Here is a 19,755-nt window from a genome sequence, read left to right on the forward strand (position 1 = left end):
CGGCGGCACTGCCATCCGCTTTAAAGCACTTTAAGCTTCACGGTTATATCAGTTTTACAGATATTTAAGTGTTACAAATACAAAACTCCGCACAGGTTACTGTGCAGAGTTTTGTATTTTTATAGGCAGATAAATTTGCGCACTTAAGCCGCCTTCAGGCCGGTTTTCAAGTTTTACTTTGCCGTCGTGCATATCAACAATACGCTTAATAATAGCAAGGCCTAGGCCACTGCCCTCACTGCCTCGCGCAGCATCACCTTGTTTAAACGGTTCAAATACCGACTCTAATTCACTTTCAGGAATACCTGGGCCATTATCGTTTACAGCAATGACCACGTATTTCTTATTGGAGTTATAATAACTAAGTACCTCTATATCGCCGTCAGAATAACGAATTGCATTTTCAATCATGTTAGTTACAACACGCTTTATAGCCACGCTGCTGAGCGGAATACTCTCTATACTTGGGTTACTTTTAAAGGTTATAGAACGCTGATGCTTTAACTCACAATTAACGACTTCACCCACTAACGCGTTTATATCTTCACAACTGAGTTCTTCGCGTTTGTGGTGACGTAAATATTCAATAAATTGATCGATAATACCGTTCATATCTTCAATATCGTAAATAATCCCTTCGCGAAGATACTCGTCTTGGTCGCTCATCATCTCGGTTGCTAAACGAATGCGGGTAAGTGGTGTGCGTAAATCGTGAGACACACCCGCCATAAGTAAACGCCGGTCGTTTTCAAGGGCAGCGATACCGCGCGACATTTGGTTAAACGCACGCGTTACTTCTATTACTTCAGTAGAGCCTTCTTCTTCTAGCTTGGTGCTAAAATCGCCTTTACCTACTTTTACAGCGGCTTGTTGCAGTGCTTTAAGCGGGCGGTTTAGGTGGCGTGCAAATAACCAACCACCTAAAACACTTAAAAAGCCGATACTTGATAAGTAAAACGTTAAAAATTCGAGGTTGTTTTCTTGATACCCTGAAAGCGGAATTTTAACCCAATAGCCAGGCGCTTGCGGGGCCTCTATCCAATAAACGAGTGGGCCAGTTTGCGTAATACGCACCCGCGCCGAGCCATTTAACTGCGCAGACATACTACGTGAAAGCATGGGGTATTCACGGGTTTGACCAAGCCCTTGGCGCATGGCTTCGCGCTGGGTCATGACATCAATACCGGTTATTTCAAAAAACTTTTCTGATAAGTCGTCGTTTATTTCTATACCGTCTTCCCAGTCAATAAAAACAGTTTTAACTTGCTTAGCAAGCATTAAATTCACTTGCTCTATGGTCGGTTTTACAACATATAAACTGACTGTTACATAAGACACAACTTGGTTTATAAGTAATAACGCCGCTACCAAAAATACAGTTTGCCCAAACGCACTACGTGGAAAAAATCCCATAAAAACTACTTTTCACCGTCAGGAACAAACACGTACCCTAATCCCCACACAGTTTGAATATAACGCGGGTTAGCCGCATCTATTTCAATCATGCGGCGAAGGCGCGACACTTGCACATCAATACTGCGCTCTAGGGCACTGTAATCTCGGCCACGCGCTAAGTTCATGAGTTTATCGCGGCTAAGCGGCTCTCTTGGGTGTGACACAAGCGCTTTAAGTACGGCAAACTCGCCGCTGGTTAGCGATATTGTTTTATCGCCTTCGCTCATTTCACGAGTGGCTAAATTAAGCGTAAATTTACCAAAGGCAATTAGGTTTTCTTCTGCGGCGGGCGCACCTGGCACTTCTTTAGCGCGGCGGCGTAATATGGCTTTAATGCGCGCAAGTAACTCACGAGGATTAAATGGCTTTGGAATGTAATCATCTGCGCCAAGCTCTAAACCAATGATGCGATCGACTTCGTCGCCCTTTGCGGTGAGCATAACAATAGGGATTTCGTTTTCTTTTTGGCGTAACCTACGGCAAATAGATAAGCCATCTTCACCGGGAAGCATTAAGTCGAGAACCATTAAGTGAAAGTTTTCACGCTCTAAAAGCCTATCCATTTGCTCTGAGTTTGCAGCGGTTCTAACAATAAAACCTTGCTCTACTAAATAACGCTCCAATAAGCTGCGTAAGCGCATATCGTCGTCTACAACCAATACTTTTGTCGTTTCGTGTCCCATTACCTGTTTCTTATTTTTATATCCAATTAAGTATTAATATAAATGAAAAAACAAATAATCAAAAACTAATTACGGCCTTAGATTGTTACTGAACATTTCAAACAACAATAATGGCTGCTTTAAACACTTTAAGCTCGACAAATTTTTCTAAGTTTATTACCGTGCCCATCATTAGAGCTAATAATTAAAAGTCGATGAAAACAAATTTAATTACCCGTGAAGGCTATTTGCAACTGCAACAAGAACACGACCACCTGTGGAATGTAAAACGCCCTGAAGTAACAAAAATAGTCAGCTGGGCAGCAAGCTTAGGCGATCGCTCTGAAAATGCCGACTATCAATATAATAAGCGACTGCTGCGCCAAATAGACCGACGTGTTCGCTATTTGCGAAAGCGTATTCCCGATTTAAATATTATTGATTACTCCCCCGTGCAAGACGGAAAAGTATTTTTTGGTGCGTGGGTCGAAATAGAAAATGAGCAAGGCGACATAAAAAAGTTCAGAATTGTTGGCCCAGACGAAATTTACGACAGAAAAGACTATATTTCTATCGACTCACCCATGGCTCGGGCGCTTATTAAAAAACAAGTTGATGACGATTTTGAAGTAATGACACCGCAGGGAAAAAAAGAATGGTACATAAACTCAATTGAATATCAAAAAACGGCTAAGTAGTATTTGATTCAGATCATATTAACTTTTGATTGTTTAAATTATCTCATTAGGCTATATATAAATAGCTCGCACATAATTTTAATGTGAGATTAGCAAAGGTTGTAATGGTTATGTCAAACGTAGTACAGCGCATATTTAGTAATGCCGTATTGTTTGCACTTTTTATGAGTGTGAGTTTGACTTTGCATGCCAGCAAGCAAAACACCAACCTTGAACACCCAACCGTTTTAAATAATTTAATTGCCTTAGATATTCCCGATCAGGCAACTCCTGACTTTGACGAAGATTCATTTGTTGATGTCACTTCCCTTAAGGCAGCTCAACCACTCCCTAAAGGCGCTCACTCTTTTTACAAGAGTTCATCTTTTAGCAGACCGTTTAGCACTGCGTACCAACGTGGGCCCCCTGTTATTTAATTTAATTTATTACTTTCAATTTAATTAAATTTTTAACTAATAGGTGGATATTATGTCTAACTTTAAAGAATTACGTACCCAAAATATCTCTCATGGTGTTATTGCAAAATCATTTGCTGACAATCAACCGTTAATCGATTTGGCCTCACCCGCTTTAAAAATGGTGAATAACTTTACACAAAAAAAACCTGTTCGAGCACAGCACGAAACAATAATCGCTGATGCCCTAAAACAAACGAGCAGCCAGCAGTCTGACTTTGTATTAGTAATGGATGACGACCACAAGCTAATAGGTATTGTTTCAAGTGCTGATTTACAAAGTGCTAAAATTACTATTATTGCTCAACGTTTAAATACACCGCGAAATGAAGTGAGCCTTCGCCATGTAATGACCCCAATAAACCAGCTAATGGGTGTCAGCATGCAAAGCTTAAGTTATGCCTGTGTGGGCGATGCTTTGCAAACAATGGAGCATCAAGGGGCGATGTTTTTATTAGTAACAACAGCCAATAACGAAATATGTGGATTAATTTCAGCTCGCCAAATTGCTAAAACATTACATATTCCGCTGCACATTAGCCCAATTGCCACTTCGTTTAGCGACGTACTAGAAAGCGTAGACCACCCTCATTAGAGGTTGTTTTATCGCTTAACTATCTCAACCAAAGCAACCGTCTTAAAGCAAGTTAAATAGCTTGCTTTAAGAGCTTTTTATTACAACTTCATGTGATATTATTCAAGCAATTAGCCGACCCAGATATTTATTTCTGGTCTTATTTTTTGTTTAAAAAGGTTTTTGCATGAGCGATATCTCTGCACGTTTAGCCAGTGAGCTAAATGCACAACAACAACAAGTTGTTGCTGCAACAAAATTACTTGATGAAGGCGCAACTGTTCCCTTTATTGCCCGCTACAGAAAAGAAGTCACCGGCGGTTTAGATGACACTCAATTGCGCTTACTAGAGCAGCGTTTATCTTACCTTCGAGAACTTGAAGAGCGTCGTAGCTTTATTTTGTCGACTATCGAATCTCAAAAGAAGCTCACCGCAGAGCTCAAAGCCGACATCACTAGCGCGCAAAGTAAAACAGAACTCGAAGATTTATATCTTCCATATAAAGCAAAACGCCGCACCAAAGGCCAAATAGCCATAGAAGCAGGTATAGAGCCCCTAGCCGATGCGTTATTTACCGACGCGAGTTTAAATCCTGAGCAACACGCTGAGCAGTACATTAATGCTGATAAAGGCTTTGATGACACAAAAGCCGTGCTTGATGGTGCTAAATTTATTTTAATGGAGCGTTTTGCCGAAGATGCAAAATTACTCGCTAAATTAAGAAGTCACATAAGCCAAAACGGCGCAATACAAAGCACGGTAATTAAAGGTCAAGAACAAGCGGGCACTAAATATCGCGATTACTTCGATCATCAGGAGCTACTTACTAAAGTTCCTTCTCATCGTGCATTAGCTATGCTGCGAGCTCGCAACGAAGGCATACTTCAATTAAATGTAAACCCTGAACCAAGTTCTGAAAACCCTGCTCAACTTTGTGCAAATATGATTGCACAGCACTACCGCTTAAATATTACCGACCAAACAGCGAGTGCTTGGCTTTTAAGCGTGGTGCAATGGGCTTGGAAAATTAAGCTAGGTTTACACCTAGAAAACGAATTTTTTGCAGCCATGCGCGAAAAAGCAGAAGCAGGCGCTATTGATGTATTTGCTAAAAACTTAAAAGACTTACTAATGGCGGCACCTGCAGGTCCACGCACAACACTTGGTCTTGATCCCGGTTTACGTACCGGTTGCAAAATTGCTGTTGTAGACAGCACAGGTAAACTGCTAACTACGCAAACTATTTTCCCTCATGCCCCGCAAAATCATTGGGATAAGTCGCTGCGTACACTAGAGCAACTTTGCCGCCAACACAAAGTAGAACTTATTGCCATTGGTAACGGTACAGCGTCGCGCGAGTCAGACAAATTGGTTGCTGAGCTAATGAAAGCAAATACCGAGTTAAAACTTAATAAAATTATGGTGAGCGAAGCTGGCGCGTCGGTTTACTCGGCATCTGAATTTGCAGCTAACGAATTTCCTGACTTAGATGTGTCATTACGTGGCGCGGTATCGATTGCACGTCGCTTGCAGGATCCGCTTGCTGAGCTTGTTAAAATAGAGCCTAAATCAATTGGTGTAGGGCAATATCAACACGATGTGTCGCAAAGCCAACTCGGGCAAACACTGACAGCCGTTGTTGAAGACTGTGTAAACTCGGTAGGTGTTGATTTAAATATGGCGTCGGTTCCTTTACTTACACGCGTATCAGGATTAAACAAAACCTTAGCGCAAAACATTGTAAATTACCGCGATTCCAATGGATCATTTGCAAAACGTAGTGAACTGAAAAAAGTAGAACGTTTAGGGCCAAAAGCATTTGAACAAGCTGCTGGTTTCTTACGAATTAACAATGGCAGCGACCCACTTGATAACTCATCAGTTCACCCTGAAGCCTACCCTGTTGTTAAGCAAATTTGCGAAAAGAACAACGCAGAAGTAACCACGTTAATAGGTAACAGCGAATTTTTAAACAAGCTTGTTGCTAACGACTACACCAACGAAAAATTTGGTTTACCTACGGTTACCGATATTATTGCTGAGCTTGATAAGCCGGGTCGCGATCCACGTCCAGAGTTTAAAACGGCTGAGTTTAAAGCAGGTGTAGAGAAAATAAGTGACCTAAAACCAGGCATGATTTTAGAAGGTGTTGTATCGAATGTTGCTAACTTTGGTGCATTTGTTGATGTGGGTGTTCACCAAGATGGTTTAGTACATATTTCGGCGATTACTAATAAGTTTATATCTGATCCTCGCGAAGTAGTTAAAGCGGGCGACATTGTAAAAGTTAAAGTAGTAGAGGTAGATGCCTCGCGTAAACGTATTAGCTTTACCATGCGTTTAAACGACGAAATAGACACCAGCAACAAGCCAGCCCCTGCTGCACAAAAACAACAGCCGCGCACTAACAATGCGCAACCAAAAGCTGCTAAACCTAAACGTGATAGCGGTAATGCGGTTATGGGTAACGCGTTTGCTGATGCATTTGCGAATGCCAAAGTAAAAAAATAGCAGGCCATTTAGCATGTTTAGCTTTTAAGTAAAATCGGAAAGCGCTCTACGCTTTAAAATAAAAAAACCGCGAAAGCGGTTTTTTTTAATTCAAATCAGTAAGCATTAAAAATAATTTATTGTGAATAGTTTAATATTCGAAGTTCAGGCTATTCGCTAAGAGGTTGCTGAAAAACCACTTTGTGTGGATGGCGAAGTTGCCATTTGATAAAAATTAGCAATTCGCCCTGCGCGTGCTTCCACGTCTGCATCTCGTGTTTGCTCTTCACTTTCTGCCGTTTTAGTTTCTTGCGTTTCACTGCTTGTGAATGATGCTTTGCTATTGTTTTCAGCGCTGTCGTCTTCCTCATTTTGAGGCGCTGCAAGTTCAGCCTGAGCTGCTACCAGCTTTTGAGTAGCGTCTGCCGCTATTGATCGATCAGCACCTGAAGGCTCCGCTGGAGCTAGGGCTGCGGCTCTAACCGTTTGCATTTTTTCTATGGTTGCTTGGGGATCACCTGGAATTTCAGCAACGTCAATTTGCACCTCGCCGCCCACTGCATAGTTAGTGCCGTCAGGGCCACGTTGATATTCGTAACTTGGCGAACCCGCATATTTACCGCCTACAGAAGCATGAGCTTGTTCGTGAATACGCACTTCAGTATCGCGCGCTTTTAGCTCTTTTATTTGCTGCTGCTCTTGCTCTAAAACTTGCTGTTCTTGCTCAGACTCTTGTTGCTGCGCTTTTTGCTCTTCAGACTCCTCTGGATTCTCGGCGTTTTCATCGTCGCGCGCTTGAACCACTTTTTCGTCAGCTAACTTACCCGATGCACTATACGTTGCACCCTCATTATTACCTGGTAATTTGGCTTTTTCAGCATCGCTTTGCGCTTTGGTTTCGGTATTACTTGCGCTATTTGCAGAAGGAGCAGGAATTACTTCCCGCAGTTGATTGTCACGACGAGCGGTTTCCGTATAAACATTGGCTGTGTTTATATTTATTGATGGAAATGGCGTGACAATATTCATTAAATTACACTTTAATGTCGACTAACGTACCCAGTACGTCATCAGCTGTTTGAATTGTTTGCGCATTAGCTTTAGCGTTAAATTCTTCAACTTTTAGGTTAACAAGTGATTCGTCAATACGCGCAGGCTGAGCAACCGGTGCTGTTACTGCTTCGTCTGGCGTTGCTGCAACTAACTGTCGCTGTTGTGCAAGTTGCGCATCATCTTGCTGTTCTATACTGGCACGGTTTATTTCTGCGCTGGCCTTTTCAATACCTTGGCTTGCACGGTTAAACCCTTCGACACCATTATTAAATACAGATCCGATTGACATGGTAAACCTCCACCACTTAAATATTGTTTAATTATCGCTCAGTTTGTGCGCAAAATAAAGCTTTACGGGACGCAATTATCGTCGCATTTTTAAAGCATTGATTTAACGATAGATAAAAACTCATTTTTGTGAGAAATAAACGGAGCATGAGATGCTTTATCTATTACTTGGTATTCAAACTCAGCATTTAGTACTGACATTTTAGCTATTGCTTTATACGGCACTAATGCATCTAAGCGACCAAATACACCCATAATTTTTACCGGACACGTTGCAAATAAATCGCGTAAATCATTATTTTGTAAAATATCTAAACCGGCCGCTAACGCCTCACTGTTGGGTGCTGAATATTGATTTAGCAATTGTTTAAGCTGCTTTATGTCATCTCTCGCTGACTCACTTCCCATAGCCTGAATAGCCAAAAAGCGCTCAATGGTTTTTTCTCTATGATTAACCAATTGGTCTTTAAACTGAGTTAGTACTTTTTCACTAATTCCCGGCCATTCACAATGCTCTGCAAAATAAGGTGTCGATGCGACTAAAATAACCTTCGATACTTTTTCAGGCCAATGTTTTGCAATGTATAGAGCAAACAAACCACCTAAAGACCACCCCATTAAAATAGAATGAGGTTTTAACTGTTGGCTTAATTGCATAGCGGCATCATGCAAATTATACGGGGTTGGTAATGTGGTTGCGCTATTACCAAACCCAGGCAAATCAAGGCTACGCACTTCTCCTGTATATAAGTTTTCAAGCTCTGGCTGTATGAGTTGCCAAACGCCTTGATTCATTCCCCAACCATGTAAAAGTACTAACTCTTTTTGCATATTTGCATATTCTTAACCAAACTTAGGCTCATAATAACGTTTAAAAAGATGATTGCAATGGAAGGCACTATCTCATGAAAGGTCTGTTTAACTGGCTGTTCCCGTCGTATTGCGTACAGTGCAAAAGCCCTGTAAGTGCAAGCCTAGGTTTATGCGAATATTGCTTAGAAGATTTAGCATTACTAGATGTAACTAAACACCCAAATTTACTTCACCGACCTGATATTGTTGATATGTTTCCTAACTGCGAATTTGACAGGTTATTTGCTTGCGCTTTTTACCGCCCTCCATTTGAGCAGTGGCTAACCCAACTTAAATTTAGTAACCAAATACATTACAAAAAAGCACTTCAGCAGGTTGTACACAGGCAGCTCAATGCGTTTTTTAAATACAGCACGCAATCTCCTGATTTATTTATAATTTTACCTTTGCATAAAAGCCGATTTTTAAAGCGAGGTTTTAATCAAGTAAGCCAAGTATGGCACCCTTGTTTGTGCTCTCGCGTTGTTTTAAATAATGCGCTTATTCGTAATAAAAAAACTCATGCGCAATCGCAGCTCACTAAAGCAAAACGTATTAAAAATCTAACCAATGCATTTATATGTACTGAAGATATGAGCGGTAAAACAGTCGCTATTGTTGATGACATTATGACAACCGGCGCAACATTAAATGCCGCAACTCAGGCTTTAAGGAAAGCCGGCGCTAAACAAGTGTGGGCATTCACAACCTGTTTAACGCCAATTTAGTTAATTTATGTTACTGACCATTTGCGCGGAATGTATGGCCTAAAAACAATGCATTGCTAAGCAATCGACTTGTACCATACCAGTAACCTCTAAATACGGGGTTGTCAGTCATAGCAATAACACTGCCGCGTCCGTACGAATGTGCTATTAAACCAGCGCCTTCAGCTACTTGTTCTACATTTACAGAGTCAGTAAAGCCAGCTAACAACGGGCGTTTTGTGTAGGTTAGTACATTAACAAAAGGGGCATCTGACGCTTCAAGTAACCATGTACTGTTTTTAAATACCGGTAAGGTGTCGCGCGTGAGTGAGAAGGTTAATGGGTGCGTTAAATCCACACTAGTGTTAAAAATAGCCCCAGCAATACGCTGACGCCCCGCTAGATGATCTTTATCGCCATAGCTTAGGCCTTCAGTTTTGAAAGCACCAGCTAAATCCTGTCGCGATAAATAATTTGCTTTAAGTAGTTGCTGGTCGACTAAAAATTTAGCGCCGCCTTTGTGGCCCCAAATAACACCGCCTTTTCTTACCCAGCTTTTAATCGCTACTTTTTCTGCATCTGTTAAGCTATTGTAATTGCCGTGGGCCAACACAATATGGCTATAATCACTAAGCTCAAGTGAACTTAAACGCGTCATTTCAACAATTGTGGGGGCAACACCTACAAACCTATCTAGGTAATACCACACTTCACCTACTTCGTACTGGCTAGTGCCTTGGCCGCCAATCAGTAAAACCTTGGGTGCTTTAACAACTGCCATAGAGCGTGAACCTAAATCAGCACCTTTACTGGTTAAGCCTGTTGTAATAGGTTTTATGGCAATACCAAATTCACTTTGCGCAGTGTTTAACAAAGAAATCCAGTTTTGCTGTGTTTGTAAACCAGCCGGAATAATAATACTCCCTGGCTCAAAATTTATGTCGCCCGCGCTCGATTTTGCCGTTAAGGCGCTCAATGCCACGCGTGCTTTTATACCTTGCTTTAATAATGTATTTAGCATTTTAGGCGCTAAGTAGTCGTCCCATGCAAAACCAAATGCATACGCTGACTCTAAACTTGTTAGGGGCGCTTTAGGTGCTTTATTCCAAGGTGTGTCTGCAACGTCTAGCCCCCAGTTACTTTTTACTTTTGCAAAGGGTAGATTGAATGCATGCGCTAATGTCCAACCAGATACATCGTAAAATGTATTGTCTGCAAAGTTTTTTTGCTCGCTAAATATCGCTTTAACTAGACGATATTGAGGCTGCGCTAAAGGCACATAATAGCTGTTGGTGGTAAAGTTTACGCCACCTGCTTTGAACGGTTTAGTAAGTTCAAATGCCTTTATTTTATGTTGCTCCAATAGCGCTAAAAAGTCAGTAATTCGGGTGCTGTCTTTTGCACCTTCAACAACATAACCTGCAAAGTTTTCATCACCTGCAAGCTCTGCGGCTTGATCATAAAATTTAGCTTGGTAGTCAAGCAATGCTTGACGGTTTTCAACCGCCGCTTTAAAGGTAGATAAGCTCGTTAGTAACTGATTTTTTATAGTAAATGGAAACGTTAAAGGGCCATTAATGGTCTCTTGTATATGGCCTCGAGAGCTTGCTTGCTCAAACAAAATACCTATACCTCCGTTCACGTCTGGGTAAGTTGAACCTTTACCGTAGTAAAAATCGTCAAAGCTTTCTTCTGTAAAATACAGTGCATTATTTTCATCCAATGTTTTGGCATGATAATTAGCAATTGCTTTGGTTAATGTTACGTTTTCAATTGGCGTAATTGGGTGCTTTCTACTTGGAATACCCGGCTGAAAAAAATAGCTGCTGTTTGGGCCCATTTCATGAAAGTCGGTAAGTACATTTGGTTTCCACTGATGAAATTTTGCAATACGCGCACGCGACTCAGGGTGCTGTAGCAATAGCCAATCTCGGTTTAAGTCAAACCAATAATGATTAGTGCGGCTGCTTGGCCAGTTTTCGGTATGCTCACGAGTTTTAGGATCTGATGACAAATTCATGCCGCGGTTACTGTTTGCCCAATTAGCAAAACGTGCAAGTCCGTCGGGGTTTAATGATGGGTCGAGCAAAATAACGGTATTGTTTAATAGGTTATTTATTTCATCGCTTTTGCTGCAGCTAAGTAATAAGCCGTTAAAAGCGATGCATTGCTTCCCGATGATTCGTTACCGTGCACACTGTAGCCCATCCACACAACTGCAGGTTCATCGTTTGCTTTTTTGCTGTTATTACCCAAACGAGCCAAGTGCGCTTGGCGTATTTGCTCTATTTGAGTTAATTTATTTGGCGCTGTAACCGTTAGCATTACCAGTGGTCGTTGCTCATGTGTGCGGCCAATTATCTCAAAGTTTATTCTGTCGCTCTTTTGAGCAAGTACTTCCATGTAGCGCACGAGTTGGTCGTGTCTTACATGCCACTCACCTACTTGATAACCCAATACTTCTTCTGGCGTAGGAATGGCTGGGTCGAATACAACATCGTCTTCAAAATAGTATGAAAGCGGTTTTGCTACACTTGAAAAGCTCAGCATTACCACCATTATTGTTATTAATAAACGCATATAGATCACTCTAAAAATGTTTGTTAATTGCACGCTAGCATTGCTTAAAATAGATGCCAACTTTTTACGCTCAACACTAGCCGCAACACGATGAGCGGAGTATGATATGCAGTATCCGAGTAATTTAGTCAGGTATAAAGCCGTTTTTATGATTTCTATTTCCGAAACAGCACAAGCACATTTTGCTAAACTATTAGCAGATCAATCACAACAGACCAATATTCGCGTTTTTGTTGTAAACCCTGGTACATCACAAGCCGAGTGTGGTGTTTCTTATTGTCCAGAAGACGCCGTTGAAGACAACGATATTCGCTTAAATTTTAACGGATTTGATGCCGTTGTTGATGCTGAAAGTGCTCCTTTTTTAGAAGAAGCTGAAATTGATTTTGTTACCGACAAAATGGGTACTCAGCTAACGCTTAAAGCACCTAATGCAAAAGCACGTAAAATTGGTGATGATGCATCATTAAACGAACGTGTTCAGCACATGCTTGAAACAGAAGTAAACCCACAACTAGCTAACCATGGCGGCCAAGTAAGCCTAGTAGAGATTACAGCTGCTGGCGTTGCAGTACTTCAGTTTGGTGGCGGTTGTAATGGGTGTTCTATGATCGATGTAACGTTAAAAGAAGGCATCGAAAAAGAAATGATTGCTAAGTTTGACGAGATCACAGGTGTTGCAGATATTACTGATCACGAAGCTGGCGAGCACTCTTACTATTAAGCCAAGTAAATGCTAAAGCCTCTTATATACCGCTTAGGGAGCAACCCTAAGCTGAGTTTAAAGCGGTTTTTTCGCGGCGTAGCACTGTTTGTGCTAGCCGTGATTTTTATTTTTGCGGGTTACTATAGTCATTACAGTTTGCAAATTATTGGCGTTTTAATTTTAATACCTGCGCTATTTTTTGCTTTTTGGGGCTACAGTGGCATTTTTGCCAATCGCTTTTCGCAAGTAATAAAAGAAATAGGGCCCAAACATCACGATCCTGATCTGTGGAAATAAGCCTTAATCTAGCAGCTGATTATTAGCTTTAAGCGTTTGATATTTTATTATTAATGTAACTCCACGCATTAGCATAAAGCAGCTCATCGCAAGCCATAGCCCATTATTTTGCCAATCATTAAATACCCAAAATACACCAAAAAACCCAATAGCTGCCGATAGCAACATACTATTTCGCATATCTTTAGCGCGCGTTAAACCAACAAATACACCATCAAATAAAAAGCAGCTCATTGCTAATAATGGCAAAGCAATTACCCATGGTAAATATTGCGTAGCCTCATTAATAACCTCAGGTACGTTGGTTAATAGCGTAATTATATAAGCGCCAAACACAGCAAAAAACACGCTATAAATCACGCCAAATAATATTCCCCAAAATACACTTATTTTTACCCACAGCTGTATTTTACTTACACTTTGCTGACCTTTAGCTTGGCCTACTTTAGCCTCACTTGCGTAAGCTATGCCATCCAGAGCAAAGCTGACTAACATTAAAAAGTTTAGTAATACTGCGTTCGCTGCAAGGGTTGTTTCGCCAATACGCGCGCCATAAAAAGTCATAAAGCTAAAACACAACTGAAGTATTAAAGAGCGAATGAAAATGTCGCGATTTAAACTCAATAACCCTGCCATTTTTTTAAAGCTAAACCAGTGCGGAGTACTTAACACTACACCTTGTTTTTTTGCGAGTTTAGTCACTAAAAACAGCGCGAATACCAGCGCAGTATAATCAGCGATTAACGATGCCCATGCCGCGCCTGCTACAGCCCAATCTAAAAAAACAACAAAATAAATATCAAGCACAATATTTACACTATTTGTTACCAACAATAAGTAAAATGGCCCTCGTCCATAATGAACGCCTAACATCCAACCCAATAAAACCAAGTTACATAGTGCCGCTGGCGCGCTAAAAATTCGAATACTAAAATAAGTATAGGCCTCGCTTAGCACGGCATTATTAGCGTCTGATAAAAATGCTATTGCGTGTTTTATTAAAGGAGACATAGCAATAAGAAATAATGCCACTATGCTGGCAAGTAATAGGCTTCGTTTTAGTAAAGCAGCTAACTGGGTTAAGTCATTTTGGCCATAGGCTTGGGCAACCATGCCGGTTGTGCTCATTCTTAAAAAACCCGCGAGCCAAAATAAAATGGAGATAACAGCTGAGCCCAACGCAATACCAGCCAAATAATGAGCACTGCCTAAATGGCCAATGACCGCGGTATCAACTATTCCTAACAGTGGCACGGTGATATTTGATAATATCATTGGTCCTGCTAACAACAGCAAGCTTTTATGGTGTGCTTTATTATGTATAAGAAATTGTTTCATTTAGTTTTATTGACTCTTATTGGGTTATCTTTACGTGCTCATGCTGGTGTTATTTTACAGTACCACCATGTAAGTGAAACCCTGCCGGCGGTCACTAGTGTGAGCGAAGAAACGTTTACAGAGCATCTAAACTATTTAAAAAATAATGATTTTAATGTTATTGCCTTAAATGAACTACTTGATGCTTTAAAACAAGGCCATACCTTACCTGATAAAACCGTCGCCATCACGTTTGATGATGGTTACAACAATAATTATGATCAAGCTGCTCCAATACTCGAAAAGTTTGGCTATCCATACACAATTTTTGTTAACCCTAAGCTCATAGACGAAGGTAAACGCTATGTGATGGGTTGGGATAAACTTAAAGAACTGAGTAAAAAAGGCGCACTTATAAGTAACCACACCGCACAGCATGACTATTTACATCTAAAACTTGACGGTGAAACTAACACGCAATGGAAAAAACGTATCACCCAAGATATTGTTCATTCACAACAACGTATAAAAGAAGAGATAGGCCACAACTATAAATATTTAGCTTACCCCTACGGAGAGTTTGATAACGAGTTACAAGCTTTAGTGACAGAGCTTGGCTATATAGGCATTGGCCAGCATTCTGGTGCTCTAAATAAACACACTAACTTTAGTCGATTACCTCGCTTTCCTGCATCTGGCGTTTATAGCGACATAAAAACACTGGCAACCAAATTAAATTCTCAGGCATTTAATATTACTCAATTAAGCTATGAAAATAGCGTAACAACCCAAAACCCACCTGCGTTAACTATTAGGTTTCAAGTTGATGATTTTAACAAGTCACAACTGGCTTGTTATGTGTCGGGGATTGGCAAAGCAAACTTGAACTGGGTGACTGATAATACGGTAGAGGTAACATCACCTAAAAAACTGAACAAAGGCCGTTCACGCTTTAATTGTACAGCGCCTTCAATTAAAAAACCGAACAGCTATTATTGGTTTTCTCAGCCTTGGGTTATTCAATAACTTTGAGCTTTCTATTTATTTAGTTAGGTTTAACTGCTTGGCTTAATAATCGCTCAGCCATTTTATCAAGTGCAGCCACTTCATTGGCTGCATTTAAATCAATGGCGGCTTTAGGCATTCCCCACACAACTGATGAGTATTCATCTTGCGCTAACGTGTATGCACCGTTTTGCTTCAGTGCTAACAGTCCTTTAGCCCCATCAGCGCCCATACCTGTAAGTATTGCTGCCACTATATTTTTTGATCCACAATTTACAAGCGAATCAAATAGTACGTCAACGGCTGGTTTATGCCGATTTACAGGCTCACCATCGTCGAGCTGGCAATACAAAGCAATTCCTCGCTTTTTTACGCTTAAATGAAGCCCGCCGGGGGCAATATAAGCCCAACCTGGGCTTAGCTTGTCGCCATGTTGTGCCTCTTTCACATTAATTAAGCATGTTCTATCCATACGCTCAGCAAACGAGGCACTAAATACGGGAGGAATATGCTGAGTAATTACAATAGGAGGGCAATTAACTGGCATTTTTATTAGTACTTCTTTTATTGCCTCGGTACCCCCGGTAGATGCACCAATTGCAATCACTTTATTTAATAAAAATTCAGTCTCTGAACTTATAGGTTTTGTATCGGGTGGCGCTTTTTTAAAGCTGCGGATTCGTGCACCTGCGGCTATTCTTACCTTTTGTTGAACCAGTGACGCGTAATGACTCAGCTGGGCTCTTACGTTATTTGTTGGCTTAGCAATAAAATCCACAGCACCTAGCTCTAACGCCTCTAATGTAATGGGCGACCCCTTCTGCGTAAGCGTAGAAATCATAACCACGGGCATAGGCCTTAGGCGCATTAGGTTTTTTAAAAAGCTAATCCCATCCATTTTTGGCATTTCTACGTCTAAGGTAAGTACATCGGGATTAAGCTTTTTGATCATTTCGCGTGCTTGGTATGGATCTTCAGCACAGCCCACTACGTTAATGTCGTTAGCTTGTTGCAGTATTTCTGTAAGCAACCCTCTAATTAAAGGGGAGTCATCGATTATTAATACATTTATCATAGCGACTCCTAAAACAACTCTATATTCGATACCACTTCTTGCTTTTTAAGGTTTTGCAAGTAACGTACTTCGCGCTTTTCAATGGTATCGTTATGTAATTTTTTAAGTTTTTTCATATACACTTTACCCGTTTGTGGATGAAAAAATATTTTTCTAGGCCACGGGCCACCCATATCATGGGCCACTAAATTTAACGCTTCTTCTTTAACATAGGCGGTAGCAAAACTAATATTACCCAGCCCAATATCTGTCATTGCACTAATTATTTTTCCGCCACCAAATAGCTTAATTTTTAAATTATGACGAGACGCACCGTTTTTTAATACTTCATTAATTAGGTATTCCATAGCCCAATTACCATAACGGCAGTTTAAGCCGTGTGCACTTTTAAGCTCTACGCCTTTTTGTATCGGCAGCATAAAATGATTCATCCCGCCAATACCTAACACTTCATCGTAAACACAGGCCGCAATACATGAGCCAAGTACCGTTGAAATCAATTCATTATTTTTAGATACATAAAACTCCCCTGGAAGCACTTTGGCAACAACATGATTTCTTCCTGAATCCCAGTAACGCTTAATGTGTTCAAAACTGGGTAAAACACTTCTAAATTCAGCCTGCATGTGCTCTCAATTGATACATAGTTTTTCCTAAATTTTTATAATTTGAGTGCTCTTTACCCATACTCTCTGAGTGACCTAAAAATAAGTAACCGTGATCGCTTAGAATATTTGCATAGCGTTTAAATAAATGATCTTTCGTTTCTTTATCAAAATAAATAACCACGTTGCGGCATAAAATAAGATCAAACGGCCCTTTCATTGGCCAGTCTTGCAATAGGTTTAAGCGCTTAAAAGAAATACGCTCACGCAGCGTGTCTTTCACTTTATAGTGTTCGCCATCTTTACTTTTTAAAAACCAACGCTTTAGATGAGTGGCATCTAAGCCATTTACGTTTGCCGCGGTATACACACCTTTTTGCGCTTTTTCTAACACGTTAGAATCTAAATCGGTGGCTAAAATTTTTACATCCCAATTACTTGGAAATGCATTATTTAGCGTCATTGCTAAGCTGTAGGGCTCTTCTCCTGTTGAGCAGCCTGCAGACCATATTCTGACCCGCTTGGTGTCTTTGTTCGCCTTTATTAAGTTAGGTATAAGCTCAGATTTAATAAATTCAAAATGATGAACTTCACGAAAAAAAGACGTTAAATTAGTGGTAATTGCATTTATAAACGCATCAAACTCTTGGTCTTTATGCGTATCTAAGTAGGCTAAGTAGGCTTTAAAGTCGTTTAATTTTAGCGCTCTTATCCGCCTTGCTAAACGTGAGTACACCATTTCACGTTTATGATCGCCTAATACAATACCGCAAGCGTTGTAAACTAAATTGGCAATGTCTTTAAAATCGCGATCGGTACACAGAAACTCTTTCATTAGCAGCTCTCATACATAGTAGTGAGTGTGGCCTTATTGAGCGCTTTTCCAATAAGGCCTGTAATCAAATAATTAAAATTCTTCCCACTCGTCTGCCGAATCAATAAAATTATCGCCTCTTGGCTTGCTTTGTACTGCGTTACTTTGTGATTTGTGAGCTAAACTTGGGGTATTCATCGTGGGTGACATAATAGCCATGTCTTGCTGACCCAGTGAAAAGAAATTAAGGAGTCTGCGCATTTCATTTGCTTGCTCAGCCATTGATTCACCTGCAGCCGATGCTTCTTCAACTAAGGCTGCGTTTTGCTGGGTCATTTCATCCATTTGAGATATAGCTTTATTTACTTGCTCTATACCTGCACTTTGCTCTTCAGATGCCTCTGTAATATCTGAAATCATTTGCGTCACTTTTTGTACCGACACCACAATTTCTTTAAGCGTTGCACCTGATTCATTAACAAGCTGAGAGCCATCTGCTACTTTACCTACACTATCTCTTATCAGCTCTTTAATTTCTTTAGCGGCCCCTGCTGAGCGCTGAGCTAAATTACGCACTTCACCTGCAACAACCGCAAAGCCACGCCCTTGCTCTCCCGCTCTAGCTGCTTCAACGGCCGCATTAAGTGCAAGCAAGTTAGTTTGAAATGCAATTTCGTCAATCACACCAATGATGTCAGCAATCTTTTTACTCGATTCATTAATTGCCGACATACTCGTCACAGCACGATTAACCACTTCACCACCTTGAATCGCTTTATCGCATGTTTCTTCTGCGAGTGTATTTGCCACTTTAGCATTGTCTGCATTCTGACGGACTGTACTCGTCATTTCTTCCATACTTGAGGCGGTTTCTTCCAATGATGATGCTTGCTCTTCCGTGCGCTGACTTAAATCTGCGTTCCCCTGAGAAATTTCTTCTGCGCCACTGGCCACTAAGGTTGCTGATGAACTTATACGATTAATAACCTCCGTTAATTTATCTGCCGTGGTGTTTGCGTCGCGTTTTAATTTATCAAACGAGCCTTTGTATTCTTTTTCAATTCGCTTAGATAAGTCACCGGTTGCCAAGGCATCTAGCATATTGCCAGTATCTGCGACCGCATCGTCAACAATTTTAACTAAACTGTTTAACCCTTGTGCCAAGCGTAAAAAGAACCCCTCTTTACCCTCTTCCATTACACGCGTATCAAGGTCTCCCTCTCCTGCAGCACTCACTAATTGCGCTATTTCTCTTTCTATTGCAACCTCTGCGGTTCTATCTTCCCACTCTACAACGGTGCCAATTCTCTCTTGCTCTGGGGTTATTATTGGGTTTGCAACCAAACCAAATGTGCGTCCACCAACCTTTATTTGCGTGCTGTAAGTATCTTTTAACGTTGCTAATAAGTTTTGTTGGTGCGCTGGGTTTTTATGAAATACATCAATATTTTGATTAAGTAGATTTTTGCTATCAAAATTAGGTAAGTCTTTTCGAAGGTCACTTTCAGCAATACGCATCATATTTCTAACAGCTTTATTCATGTACACAATGACATTTGCTGAATCTGCAATCATGGTATTAGTCGCGACAGTATCAAGTGCTTGACGCACACGAAGGTTTTCTTGTGCTATGGCACGCTCTGCGTCAGCTTTAGCAACCTTTTCAGTAATATCGTCCCACTCAACAATGGTACCGAGTTTCTTTCCTTCTTGGCTGTACCATGGCGTCGCTATTAATGTAAAAATAAGCCCCGCTAAACGCAGCTCTGCTTTATAAGGCTTATCTAAATTTTTTAATAAATCTCGTTGGTGTGACGGCTTCTTATGAAAATCATCGACACAAGTACCTATTAAATTATCAACAGAAAATTGTGGCAATACGGTTTGTAGGTCTTTTTCACGCGCTTTTAACATGTCTTGCACGCGCTCGTTTACGAATACAATATTAAGGTCTTGGTCTGCAATCATTACATTTGCTTGGCATACTTTTAAGGCGCTGGCTAAGTCTGCAGTTTTACGCGAAGATTTTTCTAACTCTTTTTGAGCTGTTATATCGGATGCGTATTTAATTACTTTAAATGGCTTGCCATTCATATCATAGATTGGGTTATAAGAGGCCTG

At 40.7% G+C, this 19,755-nt stretch carries 18 protein-coding genes and 1 pseudogene; 8 read left to right on the top strand and 11 right to left on the bottom strand.

The genetic code is table 11. The features are described from left to right. Nucleotides 1-96 precede the first annotated feature (96 nt). Nucleotides 97-1,413, bottom strand: coding sequence for a two-component system sensor histidine kinase EnvZ (gene envZ / locus CWB65_RS11395; RefSeq protein ID WP_006793807.1), 1,317 nt, complete (start codon nucleotides 1,411-1,413; stop codon nucleotides 97-99). A gap of 5 nt (nucleotides 1,414-1,418) precedes the next feature. Further along, nucleotides 1,419-2,138: an osmolarity response regulator transcription factor OmpR gene (gene ompR / locus CWB65_RS11400; RefSeq protein ID WP_006793806.1), complete on the bottom strand. Its 720-nt coding sequence runs from the start codon at nucleotides 2,136-2,138 to the stop codon at nucleotides 1,419-1,421. Nucleotides 2,139-2,332: 194 nt separating this feature from the next. On the opposite strand from ompR, the gene greB reads away from it, so the two are divergent. The 4 genes from greB (at nucleotide 2,333) to CWB65_RS11420 (ending at nucleotide 6,356) form a co-directional block, all read left to right on the top strand. Then, nucleotides 2,333-2,815: a transcription elongation factor GreB gene (greB, locus tag CWB65_RS11405; RefSeq protein ID WP_006793804.1), complete on the top strand. Its 483-nt coding sequence runs from the start codon at nucleotides 2,333-2,335 to the stop codon at nucleotides 2,813-2,815. A 110-nt stretch (nucleotides 2,816-2,925) separates the two neighbouring features. Then, entirely contained in the window at nucleotides 2,926-3,231 is a 306-nt protein-coding gene (locus tag CWB65_RS11410; RefSeq protein WP_008129110.1) for a hypothetical protein, read from the top strand. Nucleotides 3,232-3,283: 52 nt separating this feature from the next. Next, nucleotides 3,284-3,865 (top strand): CBS domain-containing protein, encoded by a 582-nt coding sequence (locus tag CWB65_RS11415; protein WP_008129108.1) that lies wholly within the window; start codon nucleotides 3,284-3,286, stop codon nucleotides 3,863-3,865. Nucleotides 3,866-4,031: 166 nt separating this feature from the next. After that, on the top strand, nucleotides 4,032-6,356 hold the full coding sequence (locus CWB65_RS11420; RefSeq protein WP_010557748.1) for a Tex family protein: 2,325 nt from the start codon (nucleotides 4,032-4,034) through the stop codon (nucleotides 6,354-6,356). A 156-nt stretch (nucleotides 6,357-6,512) separates the two neighbouring features. Here CWB65_RS11420 and CWB65_RS11425 read toward each other — a convergent pair whose 3' ends face one another. The 3 genes from CWB65_RS11425 to bioH form a co-directional block, all read right to left on the bottom strand. Continuing rightward, nucleotides 6,513-7,364, bottom strand: a complete 852-nt coding sequence (locus tag CWB65_RS11425; protein WP_008129104.1) for a putative metalloprotease CJM1_0395 family protein — start codon at nucleotides 7,362-7,364, stop codon at nucleotides 6,513-6,515. 4 nt (nucleotides 7,365-7,368) lie between these two features. After that, nucleotides 7,369-7,677: a hypothetical protein gene (locus tag CWB65_RS11430; RefSeq protein WP_006793799.1), complete on the bottom strand. Its 309-nt coding sequence runs from the start codon at nucleotides 7,675-7,677 to the stop codon at nucleotides 7,369-7,371. An 89-nt stretch (nucleotides 7,678-7,766) separates the two neighbouring features. Next, nucleotides 7,767-8,507, bottom strand: coding sequence for a pimeloyl-ACP methyl ester esterase BioH (bioH, locus tag CWB65_RS11435; RefSeq protein WP_008129101.1), 741 nt, complete (start codon nucleotides 8,505-8,507; stop codon nucleotides 7,767-7,769). Nucleotides 8,508-8,581: 74 nt separating this feature from the next. Between bioH and CWB65_RS11440 the strand changes: the two genes are divergently transcribed. After that, a complete protein-coding gene (locus tag CWB65_RS11440; RefSeq protein WP_008129098.1) occupies nucleotides 8,582-9,256 on the top strand; it encodes a ComF family protein in 675 nt (224 codons plus the stop codon). Between the two features lie 10 nt (nucleotides 9,257-9,266). Here CWB65_RS11440 and CWB65_RS11445 read toward each other — a convergent pair. After that, a pseudogene (locus CWB65_RS11445) lies at nucleotides 9,267-11,815 on the bottom strand (M14 family metallopeptidase). Nucleotides 11,816-11,963: 148 nt separating this feature from the next. On the opposite strand from CWB65_RS11445, the gene nfuA reads away from it, so the two are divergent. Both nfuA and CWB65_RS11455 read left to right on the top strand, forming a co-directional pair. After that, entirely contained in the window at nucleotides 11,964-12,539 is a 576-nt protein-coding gene (gene nfuA, locus CWB65_RS11450; RefSeq protein ID WP_006793795.1) for a Fe-S biogenesis protein NfuA, read from the top strand. A gap of 9 nt (nucleotides 12,540-12,548) precedes the next feature. Further along, complete coding sequence (locus CWB65_RS11455; protein WP_006793794.1) at nucleotides 12,549-12,818, top strand: hypothetical protein; 270 nt, start codon at nucleotides 12,549-12,551, stop codon at nucleotides 12,816-12,818. Between the two features lie 3 nt (nucleotides 12,819-12,821). On the opposite strand, the gene CWB65_RS11460 is transcribed toward CWB65_RS11455, so the two are convergent. Continuing rightward, nucleotides 12,822-14,093, bottom strand: a complete 1,272-nt coding sequence (locus tag CWB65_RS11460) for an MATE family efflux transporter (RefSeq protein ID WP_008129093.1) — start codon at nucleotides 14,091-14,093, stop codon at nucleotides 12,822-12,824. Nucleotides 14,094-14,135: 42 nt separating this feature from the next. On the opposite strand from CWB65_RS11460, the gene CWB65_RS11465 reads away from it, so the two are divergent. Then, the gene (locus tag CWB65_RS11465; RefSeq protein WP_008129091.1) at nucleotides 14,136-15,161 is read left to right on the top strand and encodes a polysaccharide deacetylase family protein; all 1,026 of its coding nucleotides are present in this window, start codon (nucleotides 14,136-14,138) and stop codon (nucleotides 15,159-15,161) included. Between the two features lie 19 nt (nucleotides 15,162-15,180). Here CWB65_RS11465 and CWB65_RS11470 read toward each other — a convergent pair whose 3' ends face one another. From CWB65_RS11470 to CWB65_RS11485, 4 genes are all read right to left on the bottom strand, one after another. Then, a complete protein-coding gene (locus tag CWB65_RS11470; protein ID WP_008129089.1) occupies nucleotides 15,181-16,215 on the bottom strand; it encodes a protein-glutamate methylesterase/protein-glutamine glutaminase in 1,035 nt (344 codons plus the stop codon). 8 nt (nucleotides 16,216-16,223) lie between these two features. After that, the gene (gene cheD / locus CWB65_RS11475; RefSeq protein WP_006793790.1) at nucleotides 16,224-16,841 is read right to left on the bottom strand and encodes a chemoreceptor glutamine deamidase CheD; all 618 of its coding nucleotides are present in this window, start codon (nucleotides 16,839-16,841) and stop codon (nucleotides 16,224-16,226) included. Next, nucleotides 16,831-17,655: a CheR family methyltransferase gene (locus CWB65_RS11480; protein WP_006793789.1), complete on the bottom strand. Its 825-nt coding sequence runs from the start codon at nucleotides 17,653-17,655 to the stop codon at nucleotides 16,831-16,833. The genes cheD and CWB65_RS11480 overlap by 11 nt, the downstream gene beginning before the upstream one ends. A gap of 72 nt (nucleotides 17,656-17,727) precedes the next feature. Beyond that, the coding region (locus tag CWB65_RS11485) for a methyl-accepting chemotaxis protein (RefSeq protein ID WP_138740611.1) at nucleotides 17,728-19,755 on the bottom strand (2,028 nt) is incomplete at its 5' end.

It is taken from the genome of Pseudoalteromonas sp. S554, assembly GCF_005930865.1.
Classification (GTDB): domain Bacteria; phylum Pseudomonadota; class Gammaproteobacteria; order Enterobacterales; family Alteromonadaceae; genus Pseudoalteromonas; species Pseudoalteromonas marina.